Origin of the sequence: Novosphingobium profundi (assembly GCF_020524485.1) — a bacterium.
Lineage (GTDB): Bacteria > Pseudomonadota > Alphaproteobacteria > Sphingomonadales > Sphingomonadaceae > Novosphingobium > Novosphingobium profundi_A.
The window spans coordinates 79,147-102,843 of sequence record NZ_JAIVLF010000005.1 but is presented as its reverse complement, the minus strand read 5'-3'; the positions used below and the strand labels follow the sequence as shown (position 1 = coordinate 102,843).

The 23,697-nt window shown below is 66.3% G+C and carries 21 protein-coding genes; 9 read left to right on the top strand and 12 right to left on the bottom strand.

Features of this window, described 5'->3' with window-relative positions:
* Positions 1 to 102: 102 nt before the first annotated feature.
* Together LC060_RS14360 and gltX are read right to left on the bottom strand one after the other, a co-directional pair.
* A complete protein-coding gene (locus LC060_RS14360) occupies positions 103 to 1,386 on the bottom strand; it encodes a citrate synthase (RefSeq protein WP_039393269.1) in 1,284 nt (427 codons plus the stop codon).
* A 13-nt stretch (positions 1,387 to 1,399) separates the two neighbouring features.
* Positions 1,400 to 2,869 carry a glutamate--tRNA ligase gene (gene gltX, locus LC060_RS14355; protein WP_226636727.1) on the bottom strand — a complete coding sequence of 490 codons (1,470 nt, stop codon included), beginning with the start codon at positions 2,867 to 2,869 and terminating at the stop codon, positions 1,400 to 1,402.
* Between gltX and LC060_RS14350 the strand changes: the two genes are divergently transcribed.
* On the top strand, positions 2,832 to 5,177 hold the full coding sequence (locus tag LC060_RS14350; RefSeq protein ID WP_226637440.1) for a ComEC/Rec2 family competence protein: 2,346 nt from the start codon (positions 2,832 to 2,834) through the stop codon (positions 5,175 to 5,177). The genes gltX and LC060_RS14350 overlap by 38 nt on opposite strands.
* Positions 5,178 to 5,202: 25 nt before the next feature.
* Here LC060_RS14350 and lexA read toward each other — a convergent pair whose 3' ends face one another.
* The 9 genes from lexA to LC060_RS14305 form a co-directional block, all read right to left on the bottom strand.
* Positions 5,203 to 5,889, bottom strand: a complete 687-nt coding sequence (lexA, locus tag LC060_RS14345; protein WP_226636725.1) for a transcriptional repressor LexA — start codon at positions 5,887 to 5,889, stop codon at positions 5,203 to 5,205.
* Between the two features lie 122 nt (positions 5,890 to 6,011).
* Positions 6,012 to 7,259 carry a molybdopterin molybdotransferase MoeA gene (locus tag LC060_RS14340; RefSeq protein WP_226636723.1) on the bottom strand — a complete coding sequence of 416 codons (1,248 nt, stop codon included), beginning with the start codon at positions 7,257 to 7,259 and terminating at the stop codon, positions 6,012 to 6,014.
* Positions 7,256 to 7,753 (bottom strand): cyclic pyranopterin monophosphate synthase MoaC, encoded by a 498-nt coding sequence (gene moaC, locus LC060_RS14335; protein ID WP_226636721.1) that lies wholly within the window; start codon positions 7,751 to 7,753, stop codon positions 7,256 to 7,258. The genes LC060_RS14340 and moaC overlap by 4 nt, the downstream gene beginning before the upstream one ends.
* A gap of 194 nt (positions 7,754 to 7,947) precedes the next feature.
* A complete protein-coding gene (trpC, locus tag LC060_RS14330) occupies positions 7,948 to 8,739 on the bottom strand; it encodes an indole-3-glycerol phosphate synthase TrpC (protein WP_226636719.1) in 792 nt (263 codons plus the stop codon).
* 14 nt (positions 8,740 to 8,753) lie between these two features.
* Positions 8,754 to 9,764, bottom strand: a complete 1,011-nt coding sequence (gene trpD, locus LC060_RS14325; RefSeq protein ID WP_226636717.1) for an anthranilate phosphoribosyltransferase — start codon at positions 9,762 to 9,764, stop codon at positions 8,754 to 8,756.
* Positions 9,761 to 10,357, bottom strand: a complete 597-nt coding sequence (locus LC060_RS14320; protein WP_226636715.1) for an anthranilate synthase component II — start codon at positions 10,355 to 10,357, stop codon at positions 9,761 to 9,763. Before LC060_RS14320 ends, trpD begins: the two co-directional genes overlap by 4 nt.
* Complete coding sequence (locus LC060_RS14315; protein WP_226636713.1) at positions 10,354 to 11,175, bottom strand: phosphodiester glycosidase family protein; 822 nt, start codon at positions 11,173 to 11,175, stop codon at positions 10,354 to 10,356. The genes LC060_RS14320 and LC060_RS14315 overlap by 4 nt, the downstream gene beginning before the upstream one ends.
* A complete protein-coding gene (gene trpE / locus LC060_RS14310; protein WP_226636712.1) occupies positions 11,172 to 12,719 on the bottom strand; it encodes an anthranilate synthase component I in 1,548 nt (515 codons plus the stop codon). The genes LC060_RS14315 and trpE overlap by 4 nt, the downstream gene beginning before the upstream one ends.
* 52 nt (positions 12,720 to 12,771) lie before the next feature.
* Positions 12,772 to 14,742 (bottom strand): peptidylprolyl isomerase, encoded by a 1,971-nt coding sequence (locus tag LC060_RS14305; protein WP_226636710.1) that lies wholly within the window; start codon positions 14,740 to 14,742, stop codon positions 12,772 to 12,774.
* A gap of 428 nt (positions 14,743 to 15,170) precedes the next feature.
* Between LC060_RS14305 and tpiA the strand changes: the two genes are divergently transcribed.
* The 6 genes from tpiA to LC060_RS14275 all read left to right on the top strand — a co-directional run bounded on the left by tpiA (position 15,171) and on the right by LC060_RS14275 (position 21,848).
* The gene (gene tpiA / locus LC060_RS14300; RefSeq protein ID WP_226636708.1) at positions 15,171 to 15,929 is read left to right on the top strand and encodes a triose-phosphate isomerase; all 759 of its coding nucleotides are present in this window, start codon (positions 15,171 to 15,173) and stop codon (positions 15,927 to 15,929) included.
* 190 nt (positions 15,930 to 16,119) lie between these two features.
* On the top strand, positions 16,120 to 16,512 hold the full coding sequence (secG, locus tag LC060_RS14295) for a preprotein translocase subunit SecG (protein ID WP_226636706.1): 393 nt from the start codon (positions 16,120 to 16,122) through the stop codon (positions 16,510 to 16,512).
* Between the two features lie 170 nt (positions 16,513 to 16,682).
* On the top strand, positions 16,683 to 18,314 hold the full coding sequence (locus LC060_RS14290; RefSeq protein WP_226636704.1) for a CTP synthase: 1,632 nt from the start codon (positions 16,683 to 16,685) through the stop codon (positions 18,312 to 18,314).
* The gene (locus LC060_RS14285; RefSeq protein WP_226636702.1) at positions 18,311 to 19,372 is read left to right on the top strand and encodes an oxidoreductase; all 1,062 of its coding nucleotides are present in this window, start codon (positions 18,311 to 18,313) and stop codon (positions 19,370 to 19,372) included. The genes LC060_RS14290 and LC060_RS14285 overlap by 4 nt, the downstream gene beginning before the upstream one ends.
* 220 nt (positions 19,373 to 19,592) lie before the next feature.
* The gene (locus LC060_RS14280; protein ID WP_226636697.1) at positions 19,593 to 20,318 is read left to right on the top strand and encodes a PepSY domain-containing protein; all 726 of its coding nucleotides are present in this window, start codon (positions 19,593 to 19,595) and stop codon (positions 20,316 to 20,318) included.
* A gap of 45 nt (positions 20,319 to 20,363) precedes the next feature.
* Positions 20,364 to 21,848, top strand: coding sequence for an MFS transporter (locus LC060_RS14275; RefSeq protein WP_226636696.1), 1,485 nt, complete (start codon positions 20,364 to 20,366; stop codon positions 21,846 to 21,848).
* A 66-nt stretch (positions 21,849 to 21,914) separates the two neighbouring features.
* Here LC060_RS14275 and LC060_RS14270 read toward each other — a convergent pair whose 3' ends face one another.
* On the bottom strand, positions 21,915 to 22,391 hold the full coding sequence (locus LC060_RS14270) for an Hsp20 family protein (protein ID WP_039393302.1): 477 nt from the start codon (positions 22,389 to 22,391) through the stop codon (positions 21,915 to 21,917).
* A 175-nt stretch (positions 22,392 to 22,566) separates the two neighbouring features.
* Here LC060_RS14270 and grxC point away from each other — a divergent pair, with 175 nt between their 5' ends.
* Complete coding sequence (gene grxC / locus LC060_RS14265) at positions 22,567 to 22,830, top strand: glutaredoxin 3 (RefSeq protein ID WP_226636694.1); 264 nt, start codon at positions 22,567 to 22,569, stop codon at positions 22,828 to 22,830.
* Positions 22,831 to 22,842: 12 nt separating this feature from the next.
* Positions 22,843 to 23,694 (top strand): carbon-nitrogen hydrolase family protein, encoded by an 852-nt coding sequence (locus LC060_RS14260; RefSeq protein ID WP_226636692.1) that lies wholly within the window; start codon positions 22,843 to 22,845, stop codon positions 23,692 to 23,694.
* Positions 23,695 to 23,697 lie beyond the last annotated feature (3 nt).

The window sequence follows — 23,697 nt, the reverse complement described above, 5'->3', positions numbered from 1 at the left end:
GCGGATCTGCGCGCTCTTCCACAAAAGACATGAAGCCAACGAAAAAGGCCCCCGCTTTCGCGGAGGCCTCTTCGTTCAGATGGTCAGATCCTGACCGTCTGCTCAACGCTGGCTGAGCGGCACGTAGTCGCGCTGCGTCGGGCCGGTGTAGAGCTGACGCGGACGGCCGATGCGCTGGCCGGGATCCGAGATCATTTCGTTCCACTGCGCAACCCAGCCCACGGTGCGGGCAAGGGCGAAGAGCACGGTGAACATGTCGGTCGGGAAGCCGATCGCCGAAAGCACGACGCCCGAGTAGAAGTCGACATTCGGGAAGAGCTTCTTCTCGATGAAGTACGGGTCGTTGAGGGCGATTTCCTCGAGGCGCATGGCGGTCTCGAAGAGCGGGTCCTGAACGTTGAGTGCTTCGAAGACTTCGCGCACGGTCGACTGCATGACCGTCGCACGCGGGTCGTAGTTCTTGTACACGCGGTGACCGAAGCCCATGAGACGGAACGGGTCGTTCTTGTCCTTGGCGCGTTCGATGTAGTGCGGAATGCGGTCGGGGGTGCCGATTTCACGGAGCATGTTGAGGCACGCTTCGTTCGCGCCGCCATGGGCAGGGCCCCACAGGCAGGCGATACCGGCCGCGATGCACGCGAACGGGTTGGCGCCCGACGAACCGGCGAGACGCACGGTCGAGGTCGACGCGTTCTGCTCGTGGTCGGCGTGCAGGATGAAGATGCGGTCCATCGCCTTCTCGACGGCGGGGATCACTTCGTATTCCTCGGCGGGAACGCCGAAGGTCATGCGCAGGAAGTTGCCCGTGTAGGACAGGTTGTTGTCCGGGTAGAGCATCGGCTGACCGACCGAGTACTTGTAGGCAGCCGCCGCGATCGTCGGCATCTTCGCGATCAGGCGATGGCTGGCGATCTTGCGCTGCTCGGGGTCGGTGATGTCGGTCGAGTCGTGGTAGAACGCCGACAGGGCGCCGACGATGCCGCACATGATAGCCATCGGGTGCGCGTCACGGCGGAAGCCCTGGTAGAAGTGACGCAGCTGCTCGTGGATCATCGTGTGACGGCTGATCGTGTACTCGAAGTTCGAGAGCTCGTCCTGGCTCGGCAGTTCGCCGTTCAGCAGCAGGTAGCTGACTTCCATGAACGAGGAGCTCTCGGCGAGCTGGCCGATCGGGTAGCCGCGGTGCAGCAGGACGCCCTCGCCACCGTCGATGTAGGTCAGCGCGGATTCGCAGCTTGCCGTCGACGTGAAGCCGGGGTCGAAGGTGAACTTACCGGTCTGGCCGTAGAGCTTGCGGATGTCGATGACTTCCGGGCCCACGCTGCCCTTGAGGACGGGGTATTCCAAATCCGCGCCGTCCGCGCTCAGTTTAACCTGATCACCCACCAGTTCTTACTCCTTATGCTTGTGTCTCGGTATGCTCCCCGGCCTGCGCAGCGATGCGCGCGAGACTTTCGTCCCGGCCAAGAAGTACCAATACGTCAAAAATCCCTGGCGACGTTGTCTGACCCGTCAGGGCCGCCCGCAGGGGTTGTGCGAGCTTGCCGAGGCCCAGTTCGAGCTCTGCGGCCATTGCCTTCAGGTTGGCTTCCAAAGCCTCAAGGGTCCATTCGGGCTCCCCGCTCAGACGCTCGTGGATCGCGGCCAGGCGCTCGCGCGCCTCGTCGGTCAGGAGCTTCTGCGCCTTCTCGGTCATAGTGAGAGGACGTTTGGCAAAAAGGAAAACAGCGCCTTCTGCAAGATCGTTGAGGTCCTTCGCACGGACCTTCAGTTCGGCCATGGCGCGCGCCAGCAGGGCCTTGTCGGCGTCCGGGTATCCGGCAGCGACAAGCCGCGGCAGAACGAGATCGGCGAGATATTCGTCGCTCGCTTCGCGCAGGTAGTGACCGTTGAGATTTTGCAGCTTCGCGAGGTCGAACCGCGAGGCGCCCTTGTTGACATTGGTGATGTCGAACCATTCGACAGCCTGCTCGCGGCTGATGATTTCCTCATCGCCGTGGCCCCAACCGAGGCGCAACAGGTAGTTGAAGACCGCATCGGGCAGGAGGCCCATCTCGTCGCGATAGGCATCGACACCGAGCGCACCGTGGCGCTTGGAAAGCTTGGCACCATCGGCGCCGTGAATGAGCGGAATGTGGGCGTAGACCGGGTCTTCCCAGCCTCCCTCGATCGCGTTCATCGCGCGCAGGATCACCAGCTGGCGAAACGCGTTGTTGATATGATCATCGCCGCGAATGACGTGGGTCACGCCCATGTCGCGGTCGTCGACAACCACGGCCAGCATGTAGGTCGGCGTACCGTCCGAGCGCAGTATGACGAAATCGTCGAGCTCACGGTTCTGGACCGTGATCGGACCCTGCACCTGGTCGTCGATAGTGGTCTCACCCTCGCGCGGGGCCTTGACGCGCACCACGTAGGGTTGATTGTCGGGCCACTGCGAAGCGTCGGCGTCGCGCCACTCGCTGTCGAGGCGGAAAGGACGACGTTCGTCCTGTGCCTTCTGTCGGCGTTCGGCGAGCTGCTCGCTGGTCAGATAGCAGCGATAGGCCTGGCCTGCCTCCAGCAGTTTCGCGGCGACTTCGGCGTGACGCTCGGAACGGGCGAACTGGAAGACGGGCTCCTCATCACCGTTCAGCCCCAGCCAGGACAGGCCGTCGAAGATGGCCTCGATCGCCGCGTCGGTCGAGCGGGCACGGTCGGTGTCCTCAACGCGCAGGAGGTACTTGCCACCATGGTGGCGGGCAAAGAGCCAGTTGAACAACGCGGTGCGGGCACCGCCGATATGCAGAAAGCCGGTCGGCGAGGGAGCAAAGCGCGTAACGACGGCCTTGGTGCCGCTCGATCCGCTCGTTGCACTTCCACTTGCCATTCCAATCACCTTCTGTCCTATTCCGGGCATGGCGATCGAGGTCACCCGACCCGGTAAAATTGTGGGCCCGGACATCATGTCCGGAGACGCTGCATTGCGGGGTCGGCAATGGAACAGCGAACGCAACTTGTCGAGTGCTTTGGCGGCAATCGAAGGATTTCTTTCGCAATCGTGTCGCGATCGTGTCCCCTGGCTTTCCGTGGCTTTCGGGACCGGCATCGCGGCATGGTTTGCGCTTCCGAAGCCGTCCCAATGGGCAGGCCTCATTGCGTTGTGCTGTGCAGCAAGCTTGGCGACCCGAGTTTGCTGGCGGCGATGTGGTGCGTTTCAAACTGTCTCGCAAGCTTTTTTTTGGGTGCCCCTGATGGTCGCCGGGGGCTGCGTCCTGATCTGGGGGCGCTCCATGATGGTGGGGACACCTCCCATCGAGCGGCCTTTGTATGGAGCCTTCACCGGGAGGGTGCTCGCGGTGGAGCCACAATCGGCCCAATCGCGGCGCCGGTTGGTGGTTGCCACGCGCGATCCGGCAAGCGGGCGGGCTCTCAAGATCCGCCTCAACCTGCCGGATGAGCTGTCCGATGGCGAATCTGTCCGACCGGCGGAGATCGGTGAGGGCAGTCTCATCCAGTTCGAGGCGCGGATCATGCCGCCGGCCGCGCCGCTGCTTCCGGGTGGTTATAATTTTGCAAGAACGGCCTGGTTCGCCGGACTTGCCGGTTCAGGAACGATTCTGAAGCCCGTCACCGTCCTGGAGCCAGCGGCAGGAGGGGAAGCGCCGTTGGCACGCTTTCGGCGCCGACTGGCCGGGCATGTCCGCGAGCAGGTTGATGAGCGGGCGAATGGCATTGCCGTGGCGCTCGTCACCGGGGATCGGGGAGGCATCAAGGCAGACGATGCGCAGGCCATGCGCGATTCCGGCCTGGCGCACCTGTTGGCCATAAGCGGGCTTCACGTGACGGCCGTCATCGGCCTGATCTATGTCCTGTCCGTTCGGGCGCTCGCCTTGTGGCCCGCCTTGGCCCTGCGGGTTCGTCTGCCGATACTGGCCTCCGGGCTCGCGGCGCTGGGGGGGATTGGATATACACTGCTGACTGGCGGGCAGGTCCCAACGGTTCGTTCGTGTATCGCGGCGCTGCTCGTGCTTGGTGCTCTGGCACTGGGCCGTGAGGCGTTGTCCTTGCGCATCCTGGCAATGGCGGCATTCGCCGTGATGCTTCTATGGCCTGAAGCCGTGGTGGGGCCGAGCTTCCAGATGAGCTTTGCCGCTGTCCTCGCCATCGTGGCCCTGTCGTCCTGCGCGCCCGTGCGCAATTTCCTAGGTCCGCGTGAAGAATCCCCTTGGATGCGCGGCCTGCGCTGGTTCGGCATGCTCATGCTGACCGGGCTGGTGATCGAGCTTGCCCTGATGCCGATTGCGCTGTTCCACTTTCACAAGGCCGGGCTCTACGGTTCATTGGCCAATCTCGTGGCAATCCCGTTGACGACCTTCGTAATCATGCCCGGGGTGGTCCTGGCCTTGGCAGCCGATGTCGTGTCCCTTGGCGGGCCGCTCTGGGGCCTTGTGGGATGGACCATCAATGCGGTGCTGGGACTGGCGCACTGGGTCTCGGCGCAGCCGGGGGCGGTGACGCTGGTGCCGGGCATGGGCGAGGCGGCCTTCACGCTGTTCCTTGTCGGAGGTTTCTGGTTGGCGCTGTTGGTCGGAAAGGTGCGCCTGCTGGGTGTTCTTCCCTGCCTTGTGGGCTCTCTTATCCTTTATAATCAGTCGCCGCCTGATCTGCTGATCGCCGGGGATGGCCGCAACGTAGGCGTCGTGGAGCGGACGGCCGGGCGTGATGCGCCAAGGCTGCTGCTGCTGCGCGACACGCGCAGCGATTACGTGCGCGACAATTTTCAGGAAAATGCGGGGCTGCGTGGGGAGGCGATCTACCTTCCCGATCATCCGAGCGCGCGCTGCAATGCCGATTTCTGTTCGATCACGTTGCAGGTGCGGGAGCGCGCAGCCAATGTCCTGTTGTCAAGGAGCCGGGACATCGTACCCGAGAGGGAACTGGCCGCCGCCTGCGACCGGGCTGACATCGTTATCTCGGATCGCTGGCTGCCGCGGGCATGCCGACCGCGCTGGTTCAAGGCTGACCGGGGAACGCTCAGCCAGACGGGAGGCCTGAGTGTCGATCTGTCGCGCGGCGCGGTGCGCAATGTCGCCCAAGGGCAGGGGATGCATGGATGGTGGCATGGACGCAAAGGCGAGATGTCCCTGAAGGACCTCATCCCGCCCATGCCCTCATCGATGTCCCCGGATCGTTAGCGCGGGGCGCTGCGGTCCGGTCGGCTCAATGGAAGTAGCGACGCAGGAGGCCTGCGAGCTTACCCTGCACCTTGATTTCGTCGGCCGCATAGATCTGCGGTTCATAGGCCGCGTTGGCCGGGTCAAGGCGGATCATGCCGTTTTCACGGCGCAGGTACTTGAGCGTCGCCTCTTCCCCGCGGACGAGGGCGACCACGATTTCGCCATCGTTGGCGATCTCGGTGCGTTTCACGAGGGCGAAGTCGCCGTCGAGAATGCCCGCTTCAATCATCGAATCGCCGGAAACCTCCAGCGCGTAGTGTTCACCCGCGCCCAGAAGCGCGGCGGGCACGGGAAGGATCGCCTGATCTTCGAGCGCCTCGATCGGGACGCCTGCGGCGATGCGCCCGTGCAAGGGAATCTCGATCACATCCGCCGCAGGGGCAGGAGCGGCGGCTTCGGGCCTGGCGAAGGGTACGACGTTTGAGTTGGCAGCCGGAGCCGTTGTCTGGCCGCCTTCGTCGGCGCGGCGCAGCACTTCGAGAGCGCGGGCACGGTTGGGCAGGCGGCGAATGAAGCCGCGTTCCTCCAGCGCGGAGATCAGGCGGTGCACGCCCGACTTGGACTTGAGGTCCAGCGCGTCCTTCATCTCTTCGAAGCTGGGCGAAATGCCGGTTTCGTCAAGCCGGGTCTGGATGAACCGGAGCAATTCGTGCTGCTTGCGGGTCAACATGTTCGCTGCCTCTTTCCTGCGCGTGCCGCACACGGAAATTTGGCTTCCCGCGCATCAGCTGTTCTTCTGGATGTTCCACTTGTGAACATTCTGAGAACAATTAAGCAACAGAATTTCCCACGTCAAGCGATACCGCCATTCTGGAGTATGTAGATGCGCACGTTTGCGCCGGAAGGTGTTTCCGGTCCGTTCGCAGGACGGTCGATGAGGACGTTACTGCCAGCAAGAGCGCCGAGGGCCCCGCTGTCCTGGACGCGCACGGCCCGCACGCATTCCCCGTTCCAGATGCCACGCAGGAATTCGCGGCGTGCGCCGGTGGCCGGCAGGTCGCCGTCGAGACGGGTGGTGACAGCCATCGGAGCAGGATCGAGTGCGCCCATCAGGCGGCGCAGCAGCGGGAGCAGGAAGTGGTAGCCGGTGACGAGCGCAGACACCGGATTTCCGGGCAATCCAATGATGATCTGGCGGCGCTGCGAGCGGGGGCGGGTGGCGACGAGGAGCGGCTTGCCCGGCTTGATCGCGATGCGCCAGAAGTCGAGCTTCGCGCCCCAGGCTTCGAGCGCGGGGCGGATGAGGTCATGGTCGCCAACGGACGCGCCGCCGCTGGTGACAATGACGTCGGCGTGGGCGGCCTCGTCAAAGGCGGATAGGAGCGCGTCGAGCGTGTCGCCGACCGGTCCGATGCGCCGTGTCTGGACCGCGAGCCCGGCGACCATTGCCTCCAGCATGGCGCCATTGCTGGCCGGGATCTGGTGCGTGGCGCAGTTCTCTGGGTCGGAGGAAAGCTCATCGCCGCTGTCGATGATCGCGACTTGCGGCGCGCGGAATACGGGCAGGTGCCGGTGGCCGGCCGAGACCGCGAGCGCGATCTGGGCGGGGCCGATGCGGGTTCCGGCGGGCAGAACCTCCTTGCCAGCCACGAAGTCCGAGCCGAGGCGGCGTACGTGGCGATCCTGCGGGCTGGGGCCTGTGCCGGTGAGCGTGAGTGCCGTGTCGCTGCGCGCGAGGTCTTCCTGCACGATGACCCCGGCGGCATCGCACGGGAGCAGGGCGCCCGTGGAGATGCGCACGGCTTCGCCGCGCGCCATGCGGCCTTCGAAGGGGTGCCCGGCCGCGCTTTCGCCCACGATGGTCCAGGGGCCGGCAAGATCGCCATCGGTGACCGCGTAGCCGTCCATGGCGGAAAGGTGCCCGGCGGGCTGGGTGCGGCGCGCGAGCAGGGGCTCGGCAAGATAACGCCCGATGGCACCGGCCATGTCGACATGTTCGCGGCGCATCGGGTCGGCAAGTGCGAGGAGGCGGCGCTGCGCTTCTTCGAGCGGGATCGGGGGCGTCATGACGGGCGTGTCGGGAGAGGTCGCGGTGCTCATACCCAGCCTTGCGCCTTCCAGTGGCCCGATTTGCCGCCCTGCTTCTCGACGAGGCGGATGTCGGAGATGACCATGCCCTTATCGAGCGCCTTGGCCATGTCGTAGATGGTGACGAGCGCAATCGAGACGGCGGTGATCGCCTCCATCTCGATGCCGGTCTTGCCGGTGATCGAGGCGGTCGCGGTGGCGCGGATGGCGCCGGTGAACTCTTCCTCGTTCTCGAAGCTGAAATCGAGGTTCACCGCATCGAGGGGGAGGGGGTGGCACATCGGGATGAGATCGGCGGTCTTCTTGGCCGCGAGGATCCCGGCGATGCGCGCGGTGCCCAGAACGTCGCCCTTGGGGGCATCGCCCGCGCGTACGGCGCCCAGCGCCTCGCGGGTCATGGTGATCGTGCCGCTGGCGACCGCGAGGCGGCGGGTCTCGGCCTTGGCGCCGACATCGACCATGCGCGCGGTTCCGTCCGTGTCGATGTGGCTAAGTGATGAGCTCACGAGAGGGTCCTTGGCGCGGGGTGGGTTACAGGGAGGGTGACAGTCAGGTTGACACAGGTGACACAGTCCAGAGAGGTCTGTGTCCGGCCCCTGTCACCTGCCATGGCAGCGGTGTTCGAAGAGGCGCGAAGGGGCGTCATTGCGGGCAATCCTCGCAGATTGCGGCGGTGTAGGACAGCCCCTTTTCAGGAGGCTCAGGCGCCGGTCAGGAGGCGACGGGTGGCGGCCTCGACATCGGCCTCGCGCATCAGGCTTTCGCCCACCAGGAAGGTGCGCGCGCCGCAGGCCGAGAGGCGCACGAGGTCCTCGTGCCGGTTGATGCCGCTCTCGCTGACGAGAAGCGCGCCCTCGGGCGCACGCGGGGCGAGCCGCTCGGTGATGCCGATGTCGGTGACAAAGCGCTTGAGGTCGCGATTGTTGACGCCAATAAGCCTTGATTTCAAACGACTTGCGCGTTCCATCTCGGCCTCGTTGTGAACTTCGACAAGGCAGTCCATGCCGCGTTCGTGCGCGGCGGCCTCGATCTCGGCCATCTGCGTATCGTCCAGCGCGGCGACGATGATGAGGATGGCATCCGCCCCGATCGCTCGGGCCTCGGCGACCTGCCAGGGGTCGATCATGAAGTCCTTGCGGATCACCGGCAGCGAAATCGCGGCACGCGCCTCGACAAGGAAATCCTCATGCCCCTGGAAATAGGGCGCGTCGGTCAGGATCGAGAGGCAGGCCGCGCCGCCCGCTTCATAGGCCTTCGCGTGTTCGGCGGGCCGGAAGTCGGGGCGGATAAGGCCCTTGGAAGGGCTTGCCTTCTTGATTTCGGCGATAAGGGCGAAGCCATCTTGCGCCTTAGTACGCAGCGCGGCCTCGAAGCCGCGCGGCGTGCTCTGGAAGGAGGCCTGCGCGTCGAGTTCATCCAGCGTCGAGAGGGTCTTGCGCACGGTCACTTCGCCGCGCTTGGTCTCGCAGATTTCGGTCAGCTTGTCGGACATGGGATTCCCTGTTGTCAGCCGCGCGGTTTGGTCGCGGCGATCCAGCAGTTGAGGAGGGCGTTGGCAAGGCCCTTGTCGATGGCCTCGGCGGCTTCCTCGACGCCTTCGGCCCAGCTCTCGACCTCGCCCGCGACCATCAGCGCGCCCGCCGCGTTGAGCAGCACGGCGTCGCGGTAGGCGCCAGGCTCGCCCTGGAGCAGGTTCCGCAGGGCCTGCGCGTTGAAGGCCGGGTCACCGCCGCGGATGGCCTCGACTGGCGCGCTCGTCAGGCCAAGTTCGGCGGCGGTCACGCGCTTCATGGCGACCTCGCGGCCCGCGACGTCGGCAACCTCGTTGCCACCGGCAAGGCTCAATTCGTCAAGACCCTCATCGCCGGAGACGACCATCGAACGGCTGGTGCCGAGCCGGGCCAGCGCCTCGGCGTAGATGGGGACATAGGCCGGGCGGGCGATGCCGACCAGCTGGCGCGAGACGTTGGCCGGGTTGGCGAGCGGGCCCATCAGATTGAAGATCGTGCGGCGCGCGATGGCCTTGCGGATCGGCATGATGCGGCCCATCGCGGGGTGGTGCTTGGCCGCGAAAAGAAAGCCGATGCCGATGTCCTTGAGGGTTTCCTCGGCGGTTTCGGCGGCGCGGTCGAGGTCGATGCCGAGCGCCTCCAGGGTGTCGGCCGCGCCCGCCTTGGAGCTGGCCGCGCGGTTGCCGTGCTTGGCGACCGGCACGTCGCAGGCCGCGACCACCAGGCTGACCGCGGTCGAGACGTTGAGCGTGTGGTGCCCGTCGCCGCCCGTACCGCACACATCGATGGCGTTCTTAGGCGCGTCGATGGGGATCATGCGTTCGCGCATGGCGCGCGCGGCGCCCGCGATCTCGCTCGCCGTCTCGCCGCGCTCGGAGAGGGCGACGAGGAAGTCCTTCACGGCCTCGTCGTCGACCTTGCCGTCGAGGATCGCGCCGAAGGCCTCGTGCGCTTCGTCCTCGACAATGGCCGTGGCGGTATCGGGAAGCTGGGTGAGGGCGCTCACGCGCTCAGCCTTTCGGGAAGCTTCGCCTCGATCCCGCAGATATTGAGGAAGTTTGCCAGCATCGCGTGGCCGTGCTCGGTCGCGATGGACTCGGGGTGGAACTGGACGCCGTGGATGGGCAGGCTTTCGTGCGCAAAGCCCATGACGTGGCCGTCCTCGGAGCGGCAGTTGACCTTGAGGCACTCGGGAATGTCCTCGACGATCAGCGAGTGGTAGCGCGTCGCCGTGAAGGGCGAGGGGAGCCCCGCAAAGACGCCGGTGCCATCGTGCGTCATGGTCGAGGTCTTGCCGTGCATGAGCCCGCCGCGCACGACCGTGCCGCCAAAGTGCTGGCCGATCGACTGGTGGCCCAGGCACACACCCAGGAGCGGCAAGCCCTTCTCGGCCGCCGCGCCGACGAGATCAAGGCTGATGCCTGCCTCGTTCGGGGTGCACGGGCCGGGCGAGACGAGAAAGCCCTTGGCGCCTGTGGCCAGCGCTTCTTCGACGGTGAGGCTGTCGTTGCGCACCACCTTCACCTCGGCGCCCAGTTCCATGACGTAGTGGACCAGGTTCCAGGTGAAGCTGTCGTAATTGTCGATGACGAGGATCATGGGTTTGCCTTCTGGCTTTCGGCCTGTGTCTCTTGCGCCTTCGCGCGTTTCTCGACGACGATCAAGGGGCCAAGCTCGGGTCCGGTGTCGAGGCGGCCGTGTTCGGGGTCCCACAAGGACGAGACCGAGCCGTCGAGGAAGAGCGCGTTGGCGCATTGCAGGTCGTCGCGGAAATAGCGGGCGAGCTTGCCGAAAGAGACCGGCTCCTCGGCAATCACGAAGTGCGCGCGGCCCGTCGCATCGACGCCCACGCCGTTGCGCAGCTTGTGCGAGGTGCCGTCGGGATCGATGGCCGGGTGCAGTTTGCCGTCGATCACCAGCATCGGGCCCGACTGCGTGCCGAAGGCCGGGCGGTGCGTGATCTTCGCGGCGAAGTCGTCCGAGGTCATCACCCGCCAGTGCCCCTTGGCATCGCCAAAGAAGACACCGTTGGGCAGCAGGTGAAAGTTGCCCGGCCCCTCGTTGGTGTTGAGCGTGTGGAGGCGCTCGCCTTCCTCGACGTAGTAGCCGATGGGCTGTCCGGCGCTGTCGTACATCCCCGCGTTCATCGCGAAGGCGACAGGCGCGCTGCCCTCGGGGCGGCTGACGGCGAGCTGGCTCAGCGTGCGGTAGGGCTTGCCGCCCTCAGGCCCGAGCACGGTGTGGATCGCGTGGCGCCCGGGGACGGCCGTGCAGTGGACGAAGGCCGCGCCCTCGAAGCGCGCGCTCTCGCAGGCCGGGGGCGGCGGGGCTTCGGCGGGTTCGTCCGACGAAGTGCAGGCAGCAAGAAGCAGCAGGGCCAGCGCAGCGGGGGCGAGAGCCGCCCGTGCGCGGTTCACTGCCCGAAGCCCGGCTCTCCGGCGATGCGGATCGCCTCGCGTGCGGCAGCGAAGAGCGCGCCCGACTTGTGGAGGCACTCGTTCTGTTCCGAGGTCGGGTCGCTGTCGGCAACGATGCCTGCGCCCGCCTGGACGTGGAGCACCCCGTCCTTGAGGACGCCGGTGCGCAGGACAATGCACGAATCGAGCGAGCCGTCGGGCGAGAAGTAGCCGACGCCGCCCGCGTAGGCGCCGCGCGTTTCCGGCTCCAGTTCGGCGATGATCTGGCAGGCCCGCACCTTGGGCGCGCCCGAGACGGTGCCTGCGGGGAAACCAGCGAAGACCGCGTCGATGGCATCGTGGGTCTTCGTGTCGAGCGTGCCCACCACGTTCGAGACGATGTGCATGACGTGGCTGTAGCGCTCGATGGTGTAGCTGTCGGTCACTTCGACCGAGCCCGCCGTGGAGACGCGGCCGACATCGTTACGGCCAAGGTCCAGCAGCATGAGGTGCTCGGCGCGTTCCTTCTGGTCGCCGAGCAGGCTGATCTCGTTGGCCTTGTCCTCGGCCTCGGTCTTGCCGCGCGGGCGGGTGCCCGCGATCGGGCGGATGGTGACCTGGGGCTGGCCGTCCTCATCCTTGCGCACGCGCACCAGGATCTCCGGGCTCGAGCCGACGACGGCAAAGCCAGGCAGATCGAGGAAGTAGAGGAAGGGCGAGGGGTTCACGCGGCGAAGCGCGCGGTAGAGCGCGAGCGGGGGCAGCGGGAACTCGCAGGTGAAGCGCTGCGCCAGCACGATCTGGAAGATGTCGCCCGCGGTGATGTAGTCCTTGGCGCGGGTCACCATCGCTTCATATTCGCCGGGCTGCAGGACCGGGGTCTGCACGGGCTCGGGAAGGTCTGTGAGGACCGGGCTCGCGGGCACCGGCTGGTTGAGGCGGCGCAGCGTCTCGGCGATGCGGTCCTCGGCGGCCTCGATGGCGCGGGCCGGGTCGGCCGCGCTCTCGGGCCAGAGCGGGGCGATGCAGAAGAGCTCATCGCCCAGGCTGTCGAAGACGAGCAGGATCGAGGGGCGCACGAACAGCATGTCGGGCACGTCGAGTTCGCTTTGCGGCGCGCGCGGCAGCTTCTCGACAAGGCCGATGGTCTCGTAGCCGAAGTAGCCGACCACGCAGGCGAGCGCGGGGGGAAGTTCGGCGGGAACGTCGATGCGGCAGCTTTCGACCAGCGCGCGAAGTTCGATCAGGCTGTCGCCCGGAAGAGGCGTGAAGGCCTCGGTGTCGCTCTTCCAGGTGCGGTTGATCTGGGCCTCGTGGCCCTGCGCGCGGAAGACCAGGTCGGGATCGAGCCCGAGCAGGCTGTAGCGCCCGCGCTGGGCGCCGCCTTCCACCGATTCGAGCAGGAAATCGCCGCGACCGTCCTCGAACAGCTTGAGCGCGGCGCCGACCGGCGTCTGGGTATCGGCAACGAGACGGCGCCAGACCAGCGCGGGCTTTCCGTTCGAGAGCCGCGTCTGGGCGTCGGTACGGATGGCATCGCTGCTGGTCTGGCGCTGTGTCGTCATGGTCCTGTCGGTTTCGCTATCGGATGGTGTCTGGAAGTGGCGGTGGAGGCGATCAGGCGCCGGGCTGGACGGTGCCGCCCAGGCGCTCGCGCACGGCCTTGATGGTCGCGGCGTTCTTCTCGACCTTCATTTCCCCGGCAACGGCATGGCCAAGCGAGGTGACGAAGGCGTTGCCCATCTGGGCGCCCAGTTCCTCGCGGGCCTGCGCGACCATCTCGTCGGACTCGACCTTGCCGGCCTTGATGTCCTTGAGCTGGACCACGAACCACCCGCGCTCGCCGTCGGCCGACTGCACCTTCACGCTGTCCTTGGTCATGTGGAACATTAGCGAGACGGGCGGGGGCACCTGGCGGCCGGACTGCAGCGCGCGGCTGAGCGTCGCGCGCGACATGCCCAGTTCCTCGATCGGGGGCAGACGCTTGCCCAGGTCCTTCATGGCCTGCGCCATCGTCTTGCCCTCGGCCATCGCCTTGCGCACCTTGAGCGCGGCGGCCTTGGCTGCCTTGGAACCGGCGTCGAGCGCCCAGGCCGACTTCACGTCGTCCTGGATGTCGTCGAACGGTGCGGGCGCGGACGGGGTGATCTCGGTCACGTCGTAGATCACGAAGGGACGGTTCGCCTCGAAGTTCTGGCCCTGGCCCATCTGGGTGAGCTGGGGCTGCTCCTGCTGCATCTTGAAGACGGTGGCGAGAAGCGGCTGGAGGCCCTCATCGACGCTCTTGTCGATTTCGCCATAGATGCGGCCATCGGCGGTGACAGGGCCAGTGGTCTCGACCTCGACACCCAGCGACTTGGCAACCTCGGGCAGGCTCGCGCCGTCGGCGAACTGGTCCTCGATGCCTTCGAGCTTGGCGGCGAAGGCCTTGCGCTTGGCGTCGGCCTCGAGCTCGGCAACCAGTTCCTCACGCACGTCCTCGAGGGTGCGCGCGGGCTTCTTGCTTTCTTCCTCGACGCGCACGACGTGCCAGCCCAGCGCCGACTTCGCCGGAGCCGCGAGCTCGCCCACCTTGGCCGCAAAGACCGCGTCGGAGACGGGCTTGGCGAACTGGTCGGTAAGGTCCTTGCGGCTGAAGAATTCCAGCTTGGCCGCCGAGAGGCCCTTTTCGGTGGCGGCCGCTTCAAGCGTCTTGCCGCCCTTGACGGCCGCGATGATGGCCTTGGCCGCATCCTCGGTCGGTGCGATCACCTGGGTGATGCGACGATCATCCTTGGCCGCGTAACGCGCGGCGTTGGCCTTGTAGGCCTCCTCGATCTGCGCGTCGGTGGGGGCGGCGGGCGCCTCCATCGAATCGATGGTGAACTGCGCGTAGCGCATCATGCGGCGCTCGGGCCGGATGAAGTTCTGGGTGTGGCTGTCGTAGAAGGCCTTGAGCGTCTTTTCGTCGGGCTCGTCCTCGGGCACGAACAGCATCGAGGGCAGGGCCAGGACCGAACCGCTGCGGGTCTCGTCGATCATCGCGGCGTAGCGCTTGGCCATGTAGGCGGGCATCTTCGCGCCGAACTGCGCCGGACTGGCCAGCTGCTGGCCGACGAGGCCTTGCGCGATGTCCTCACGCAGCGCCTTCTCGGAGAGGCCCTGCTGGGCAAGCGCCTGGCGGAAGGTGTCTTGGTCGAACTTGCCGTCGACGCCCTGGAAGGCGGCGATCTGCGCGATCTCGCTGTCGACCAGGCGGTCCCCGGCGACGATCCCGTGCTCCTTGCCGAAGGCGAAGAAGGCGGTGCGCTGGACCAGCTCGTCAAGGATCGTGTCGAGCCCGCCCTGGGCGAGCAGCTGGCTCATCGAGGCCTGCGGGTTGTTCTGCTGAACGCGGCGCAGCGCGGAGTTCGCACCCTGTGCCAGTTCATTGGCGTCGATGGTCTCGTCACCGACGCTGGCCACGGTGTTGGCATCGCCTGCACCGCCTGCACCCTGGATCCCGGCGATGTCGCCGCTGGCGAAGGCGAGGGCGATGACGCCGAGCACGAGCAGCGCGATGGCCGCGCCGATCTTGGACTTGATGAACGATCTGAAGAAGCTGAGCATGTCCTGTCCGGCCGTTGACTGAGCGGTCTGTGAAGCGCTCCTGCCCGGGGTCACCTGCCGGGGCAGGGGCCTTCATGCAGGAGGCGGGAAATGGCGCAGGCTTTAGGGGGGCTTTCGCCGTCCTGCAATGGCATCGCATCGCTTTGCGCCCGATTCCTGTGGTTTCGGGCGCGCGGGCGCGATGCGAAGGAGCCCCGTGGTCGCAAGGACTGGATGAATGTGGGCTTGCTTGCCCATTCTTGCGAATACTATCGGGTCCACTTGTGGCTCTTGCGTGGGCCTGAAATGGTCGCAGTGGAAAGAGAAGTCTCCCCCGGCTTTGACAAATCCGCTAGTGCTGGCCTAGCAGCGCCCCGCTACAACGGCGTTCCGATTCCCCTTTCTGCGGGATTCGCTCGGTGTGTCGTCGATTTGATCAAGGGACCAAGATGGCCGGATTGCCTTACATCGTCGGAAACTGGAAAATGAACGGCACGCGCGCGATGCTGAACGAAGTGCGCGCGATCGACCGTGCCGCGGGACGTTTTCCCAGGGTTCAGGTGGCCATCGCGCCGCCCGCGACGCTTATCTATCGTACGCGTGATGCTGCTGAAATCATTGGCGTTGGTGGCCAGGATTGCCACGTTCAGGAGAGCGGCGCCTTCACCGGCGACATCTCTGCCCCGATGCTTAAGGATGCCGGCGCCGACTTCACCATCGTCGGCCACTCCGAGCGCCGCACGCTGCACGGCGAAAGCGACGGGGATGTGCAGGCCAAGGCGGACGCCGCCATTGCCGCCGGGCTCGGTGTGATCCTGTGCGTGGGCGAAAGCGAAGCGCAGCGCGATGCGGGCGAGGCGGAAAGCGTCGTCGCAGCCCAGGTAGCCGCGTCGTGCCCGCAGGGCGAACAGGCGCCCGAAAAGTTCTCCGTGGCCTACGAGCCGATCTGGGCGATCGGCACGGGCCGCGTTCCCTCGGTCGAGGATGTCGCGGCCATGCACAGGGCGATCCGCGCCAAGCTGGTCGAACTCTACGGCGAGAGCGGTACGGGCGTGCGCATCCTCTACGGCGGTTCGGTCAAGGCCGAGAACGCCGCCGAACTGCTTTCGGTCCCCGAGGTGGGCGGTGCGCTCGTCGGCGGGGCGAGCCTGAGCGCGGAGAGCTTCCTTTCGATCGTCGGTGCCGCCGCCACGCTGGCGGCCGACTGAATAAGCGCCTGATCTTCCGGCACTTGCGCGCGCCCGCGCGCGGCGAGGTCGGGGGAGGGTGGCCGTGCATGTTGAATCCCGTGTCCGGGCCGGGTTGCGTTCGGGGGGCGTTGCGCTTATCTGCGCCGCTTGTGATTGCGGTCTGTGATCCTGTTTCGCAGACCCGTTGAGAAGAGCTGAGATCGAGCTGATGTTTGTTTTCCTGACCGTCGTCCAGGCGCTGGTGGCTGCCGCCCTGGTCGGTGTTATCCTGGTTCAGAAGTCCGAGGGCGGTGGCCTTGGCGTCGGTGGTGGGGGCAACCCCGGTGGCCTGATGTCGGCGCGCGGCGCGGCCGATTTCCTGACCCGGGCGACGGCGATCCTCGCCGGTCTCTTCGTCGTTCTCAGCATTCTTCTTGCCGCGATGGCGGTCGACGCCAACAGCGTCGGCGATATCGATACCTCGCTGCAGCGCGGCGGTGAACCGGCGGCTGAGGAAGCCCCGGCGGACCCGCTTGCCGGCTCGGCTGGTGGCGAATCGGACGAAGGCGCTGCAGCCGCGCCCGCGAACGATGATCCGCTCGCCGGAGCTGCGCAGCAGTAAGAGCTTCGCGAAGGCGGGTTCGGATCGGAAAGTCCGGAGCCGTCTCGAAACAGCATTGTAACCGAAATGCCGTCTGGCGCAGTCAGGCGGCATTTTATTGAGTTTGACCTGTGGATTCGGGTTCTTGGCGCTTGCGCTGAACCCCCCACGCAATTTAAGGCCCAATTCCCATGGCGCGGCACATCTTCATCACCGGCGGCGTGGTCTCCTCGCTTGGCAAGGGCCTCATGGCCGCCAGCCTGGCCGCGTTGCTGCAGGCCCGTGGGTTCCGAGTGCGGATCCGCAAGTTCGACCCCTATCTCAACGTCGACCCGGGCACGATGAGCCCGTACCAGCACGGCGAGGTCTTCGTGACCGACGACGGTGCGGAAGCCGACCTTGACCTTGGCCACTACGAGCGCTTCACCGGCGTCTCGGCGCACCAGGGCGACAACATCACCTCGGGCCGCATCTACCAGGACATCATCGCCAAGGAGCGCCGCGGCGACTATCTCGGCGCGACTGTTCAGGTGATCCCGCACGTGACCGACGCGATCAAGAACTTCGCGCAGGCCGACACCGAGGACCTCGACTTCGTGCTGTGCGAAGTCGGCGGCACCGTGGGCGACATCGAGGGCCTGCCCTTCATCGAGGCGCTGCGCCAGATGCGCAACGAGCTGGGCCGCGAGAACACCTGCTTCGTCCACGTCACGCTGGTGCCCTACATCGCGGCCGCGGGCGAGTTGAAGACCAAGCCGACCCAGCACTCGGTGCGCGAGATGACCGGCCTTGGCATCCAGCCCGACATCCTCCTGTGCCGCTGCGAGCACGAGCTGCCCGAGAGCGAGCGCGCCAAGATCGCGCTGTTCTGCAACGTGCGCCGTGAAGCGGTCATTCCTGCGCTCGACGCGCCCAACATCTACGCGGTGCCCCTCCAGTACCACGCCGAGGGTCTCGACGCCGAAGTGCTCCACCACTTCGGCCTCAATTCGCCCGCGCCGGAACTCTCGCGCTGGACCGGCATCGTGGATCGCTTCCAGAACCCGGAAGGTGAAGTCACCATCGGCGTGGTCGGCAAGTACGTCGGCCTGCCAGATGCCTACAAGTCGCTGAACGAGGCGCTCGTCCACGGCGGCATGGCCAATAAGACCAAGGTCAAGATCAAGTGGCTCGACGCGGAAATCTTCGAGAAGTCCGACGACGAGATCGCGCACGCGCTCGAGCCCATGCACGGCATTCTCGTGCCCGGCGGCTTCGGCGAACGCGGGACCGAGGGCAAGATCGCGGCGGTGCGCTTTGCGCGTGAACGCAAGGTGCCCTTCTTCGGCATTTGCCTTGGCATGCAGATGGCCTGCATCGAGGGCGCGCGCGCGGCGGGCATTGCCGCGGCGAGCTCGACCGAATTCGGCCCGACCGACGAGCCGGTGGTGGGCATCATCACCGAGTGGATGGGCAAGGAAGGCCTGGAGACCCGCGCCGAGGGCGGCGATCTGGGTGGCACCATGCGTCTTGGCGCCTATATCGCCAAGCTCGATGGCAACAGCCAGGTCTCCAGCATCTACGGCGGCGCGACCGAGATTTCTGAGCGCCACCGCCACCGCTACGAGGTCAATGGCAAGTACCGCGACGCGCTCGAAAAGGACGGGTTGATCTTCTCGGGCATGTCGCCCGATGGCCTGCTGCCCGAAATCGTCGAGCGTCCCGATCACCCGTTCTTCGTGGGCGTGCAGTTCCACCCCGAACTCAAGTCGCGCCCGTTTGAACCGCATCCGCTGTTCTCGGGCTTCGTGGCGGCCGCGCTCCAGCACTCGCGTCTGGTTTGAGCGCTTCGGAGCGCCTCGGCGTCGGACTTGTCGGCAACGGCATGGCCGCGCGGGTGTTTCACGCGCCCTACATAGCCGCCTGCGCGGGTCTTGACCTGCGCGCGGTGGTGAGCCGCCGGGCCGAGGCCGAGCTGCCTCTGCCCGGGCTCGCACGCGTTCCCGACATCGCCGACCTGCTCGACGATCCCACGATTGACCTTGTCGTGATCGCCACCCCCAGCGCCACGCATGCGCAGCTGGCCGGGCAGGCGCTCGACGCGGGCAAGCACGTTGTCGTCGACAAGCCCTTTACCCTCGATCTGGCGAGCGCGCAGGACCTTGTCGCGCGCGCCAAGAGTGCGAACCGCGTCGTGACCGCCTTCCACAACCGGCGCGGCGATGCCGATTTCCTCGCCATCGAGGCGGCCATTGCGGCAGGCGAGATCGGGCGGGTCGTCCACTTCGAATCCCACTTCGACCGCTTCCGCCCCAAGGTGCGCGAGCGCTGGCGTGAGGACGGCAGCGAAGGCTCGGGCGTGTGGTTCGACCTTGGTCCCCACCTCGTCGACCAGGCGCTGTGCCTGTTCGGTGCCCCCGAAGCCGTAAGCGCCGATATCGCGGCGCTGCGCGAGGGCGGACAGTCGGACGACTACGCCCACGTCACACTTCACTACCCGCAGATGCGCGCCATCCTTCATGCCGGAATGTGCGTGGCGGGCGGCGAACCGCGCTTCTGTGTCCACGGCACCGGCGGATCGCTGGTCAAGTACGGCATCGACCCGCAGGAAGCCCAATCGGTGGCTGGCATGCGTCCGGGCGATCCCGACTGGGGGCGCGATCCTGAACCACTGGTGCGCTTTGACAGCGAAGGCACCTGCCACGAGATCGCTCTTCCGCGCGGGTGCCAGGAACGCTTCTACGACGATGTTGCTGCCGCGTGCCGGGGCGAGAAGGCGGCCGCTGTTTCGGGCAAGGACATCCTCCTCGTCCAGGCGGTGATCGAGGCCGCGCGCACGGCGAGCCGGACGGGGCAGCGTGTGGCGCTTTGCGACGTGCTGGAAGAGGCAGTTAAGAAGTAGGATTTTCCGAGGGCCATCGCCCTCGGGCTTCCCCAACTGTCTAGCTCACGTCCCGCGCGCCACGCAGGCCGAGAAAGGCGACGCTGCCCATTTTGGGGTCAAGGGGCGATGGCCCCTTGAATCATTTCTTGTCTACTTCCCTGTTGCCTTTCCCGTCTTTTCTCGGAACCTTGGGTGTTCGGGGCCTCATCGTTTTGGGCCTGGCGAAGAGGGGGAACATTTGGCCGTACCGCGTTCGCGCAAGCAAAGGCTGCACATCCTGGGCAGTCGCCTTCACAAATGGTTGGCGGTCTGTGTGGGAATCCAGGTCCTCCTGTGGATGGGTTCGGGCGCGGTCATGTCCTGGCTCAAGATCGAGCATGTGCGCTCCGAGCATGTCATCGCGCGCACGCCTGAAGTGCTCCCGGCCGACGCGCCGCTGCCCTCGTGGATGGCGAATGACGGGGCGCTGGTTTCGGTGACGACGCGGGCCGTGAACGGGGGGAGCGTCCTCGAAGTGCGCCGCCGCGATGGCGCCGCCGCTCTGCACGATCCGTCGTCCGGTCGTCGGCTTTCCCCGCTTTCCGCCCGCACGGCTTCCGAGATCGCACAGGGCGCGTGGAAGGGGACGCCGACGAAGGTGCAGACTATTTCGCCTGTGCGCGCGCCGGTCGGGACAGAATATGCCGGGCCCTTTCCGGCCTGGCAGGTGACGTTCGCGGACCCGGACCGCACCCGGCTCTACATCGACGCGTCGAGCGGTGCCGTCCTGGCTGCGCGCAGCGACACCTGGCGCTTCTTCGACTTCGTGTGGGGCCTGCACATCATGGACTGGACGCTGCGTGATCGGATCAACAGCTGGTGGCTGTTCGTCTTTGCGCTGGGCGGTACGGCCATCGCGCTCTCGGGCTTCGTGCTTCTGGCAAACCGCTTTCCGCGCCTGCGACGGGCTCGCCGCAAGCGCTAAGTCCCTGAGCTTGCTCTTGCCCTGCCGCTTGCTAGCATGGGGGGCATGGCAACCAGACACCAGGGTGAGGGGCATGGGGCGCAGTCCGCGTTGCCCGAAGGCGTGATCGAAAGCGACGTTCCGGCCCGGCTCGACCGTCTGCCGTGGTCGCGCTTTCACTGGCTGGTGGTCTGCGCGCTGGGCATCACCTGGATTCTCGACGGGCTGGAAGTCACGCTCACCGGCTCGATTGCGCCCGCCTTGCGCGAAAGTCCGGTGCTCGCCTTTTCCGCGCGCGAGATCGGTCTTGCCAACAGTCTGTATCTGGCAGGCGCGGTCTCGGGTGCGCTGTTCTTTGGCTGGTTGACCGACCGGCTGGGGCGCAAGCGCCTCTTCACACTGACGCTTCTCATCTATCTGCTCGCCACGGCTGGCACGGCCTTCACCTGGGACCTGCCAAGCTTTGCGCTCATGCGCTTTCTGACGGGCGCTGGCATCGGGGGCGAATACAGCGCGATCAATTCGGCCATTCAGGAACTGATCCCCGCGCGCCGCCGGGGCTGGACCGATCTTGTCATCAACGGCTCGTACTGGGTGGGGGCAGGGGTCGCAGGCGGCCTCTCGGTGGTGGTGCTCGACCCGCGCCTCTTTGCGCCCGATATCGGCTGGCGCATTGCCTTCGGGTTCGGGGCGGTGACGGGGCTGATCGTTATCGCGCTGCGCCGCTACATCCCGGAGAGCCCGCGCTGGTTGCTCACTCACGGGCAGGGCGCCAAGGCCGAGGCCATCGTGGGCGAGATCGAAGCGCGCACGCGGGAACAGGGCCTCACCATTCACGGCGAGACCCCGAGGGCCCGCCTCAAGGCGCGCCGCGCGACGCCGCTCAGTGAGGTGTGGGAGGTGCTGTTCCGAACCTATCCCCGCCGGACCGCGCTTGGCCTCGTGCTGATGGCGGCGCAGGCCTTCCTCTACAACGCGATCTTCTTCACTTACGCCCTGATCCTGAGCGATTTCTATGGCGTGCCTTCGGGCCAGGTGGGCTGGTACGTGCTGCCTTTCGCGGTGGGCAACGTGCTGGGGCCGCTGCTGCTTGGCCCCCTGTTCGATAGCTGGGGGCGGCGTCCGATGATCGCGCTGACCTATGGCGTCTCGGGGCTTCTGCTCGCCGCGACGGGCCTCGCCTTCCGGCTCGAGATGCTCGATGCCACCACGCAGACCCTGTGTTGGAGCGTGACCTTCTTCTTCGCTTCAGCGGCCGCATCCTCGGCCTATCTGACCGTCGCGGAGAGTTTCCCGCTCGAAGTGCGCGCGCTGGCCATTGCGGTGTTCTATGCGCTAGGCACCGGGATTGGCGGGGTCATGGCCCCCTGGCTCTTCGGTGTCCTCATCGAGAGTGGCTCCCGCGCCGACGTGCTGGGCGGCTATCTCTTCGCCAGCGCGCTCATGCTGCTCGCCGCTTACGTGGGCTGGCGCTTCGGGCTCGACAACGAGCGTAAGGCTTTGGAGAGCGTGGCGCGGCCCCTGTCCTGGCACGGCGAGGACGGCGCGTAATCCCGCGAAAAAGGGCGGCCCGCCTGTGCGGACCGCCCCGAATGCTATCATCGAATGGACGAAGCCTCAGGCCGCGGCGCTATCCGCGTCCTTGTTGGGCTCGCTCTCGATCACCTTGAGCTGGTTGCCGCCAATGGCGATCTTCTTGGGCTTCATCGCCTCGGGCACTTCGCGCACGAGGTCGATCACGAGGAGACCATCGGCCAGGTCCGCTGCGTCCACCCGCACGTAGTCGGCGAGTTCGAAGCGGCGATCGAAACCCCGCTGGGCGATGCCCATGTGCAGGTAGTCGCCATCCGCGCCCTCGTCGGGCTTGCGGCCCTTGACGATGAGCAGGTTGGCCTGCGCGGTGATGTCGATGTCCTCGGGCTTGAAGCCGGCCACGGCCAGCGTGATGCGGTAGGCATCCTCGCCGCGGCGTTCGATGTTGAAGGGCGGATACTTGTCGCCCGCGTTCACGCGGTGCTGGTTCTCGAGCATGTCGAAGAGACGGTCGAAACCGACCATGGAACGGCGATAGGGCGCAAAATCGATACGGTTCATGACAAAAATCCTCATCTGAGCAATCTTCGTGAGTGAAGCCCGGCTGCCCGGCGCTTCGTCAGGTGTGTCATCCCCTTTTGGCTGGTCCATGACACATGGAATTAGATATGATAGCGCCGCGCCAAATCAAGGGCCTGACACCCGGGCCTTTTGCAAAATTTCAGGAGACACCCGCATGAGCCAGCCCAAGGTCGAGATCTACTCCAAGTGGGGCTGCCCCTATTGCGTGGCCGCCAAGGCCCTGTTCGACCAGAAGGGTGTCGCTTACAAGGAATACGACATCACCATGGGCGGCCCCAAGCGCGACGAGATGGAAGCGCGCGTGCCTGGTGCGCGCACGGTTCCGCAGATCCTTGTCGACGACAAGGCCTACGGCGGCTTCGACGATGTCAACGCGCTGGAGCGCGAAGGCAAGCTCGACCCGATCCTCGGCTTGTGATCGGCTGAAGCGATGCCCCGCGCCGCGCTTTTCCAGATGACCAGCGGGATCGATCCCGCGGCCAACGCCGAGGCCATCGTCGGCGCCATCGCCGAGGCGCGCCGCGAAGGGGCGGCGATGCTCTTCACGCCCGAGATGTGCGGCCTGCTTGACCGTGACCGCAAGCGCGGGGCGGCGCATGTCGTGGCCGAGGGGGAGAACCCGGTCCTGGCCGCCGCGCGCGAGGCGGCCGCGCGCGAGGGCATCTGGGTGCATCTGGGCTCGCTCGCGGTGAAGGGCGATGATGCGGGTGAGGGCGGCGACGGGCGTTTTGCCAACCGTGCCTTCGTGATCGACGATACCGGTGCGGTGCGCGCACGCTACGACAAGATCCACATGTTCGACGTGGACCTGGCAAGCGGAGAAAGCTGGCGCGAATCGAACGCCTATGCGCCGGGCCGCGAGGTGGTGACGGTGGACACTCCGTTGGGCAAACTTGGCCTCGCGATCTGTTACGACATCCGCTTTCCGGCCTTGTTCGAAGCGCTGGGCCGCGCGAAGTGCGACCTTATCGCCATTCCGGCTGCTTTCACGGTGCCCACGGGCCGCGCCCACTGGCATCTTCTGCAATGCGCCCGCGCGGTGGAAGCAAGCGCCTACGTGGTGTCGGCCGCGCAAGTCGGCGAACACGCGGACGGGCGCACGACTTATGGGCATTCTCTGATAGTTGACCCCTGGGGCGAGATCCGCCTCGACATGGGCGGGGCCGACGATGGCGGGCGCCCCGGCCTTGGCTTTGCCGAGATCGATCCGGCCCGGATCGCCGAAGTGCGCGCCCAACTCCCCAGCCTTGCCAACAGGCAGGCCTTGCCAAGCCCCCTGTGATCG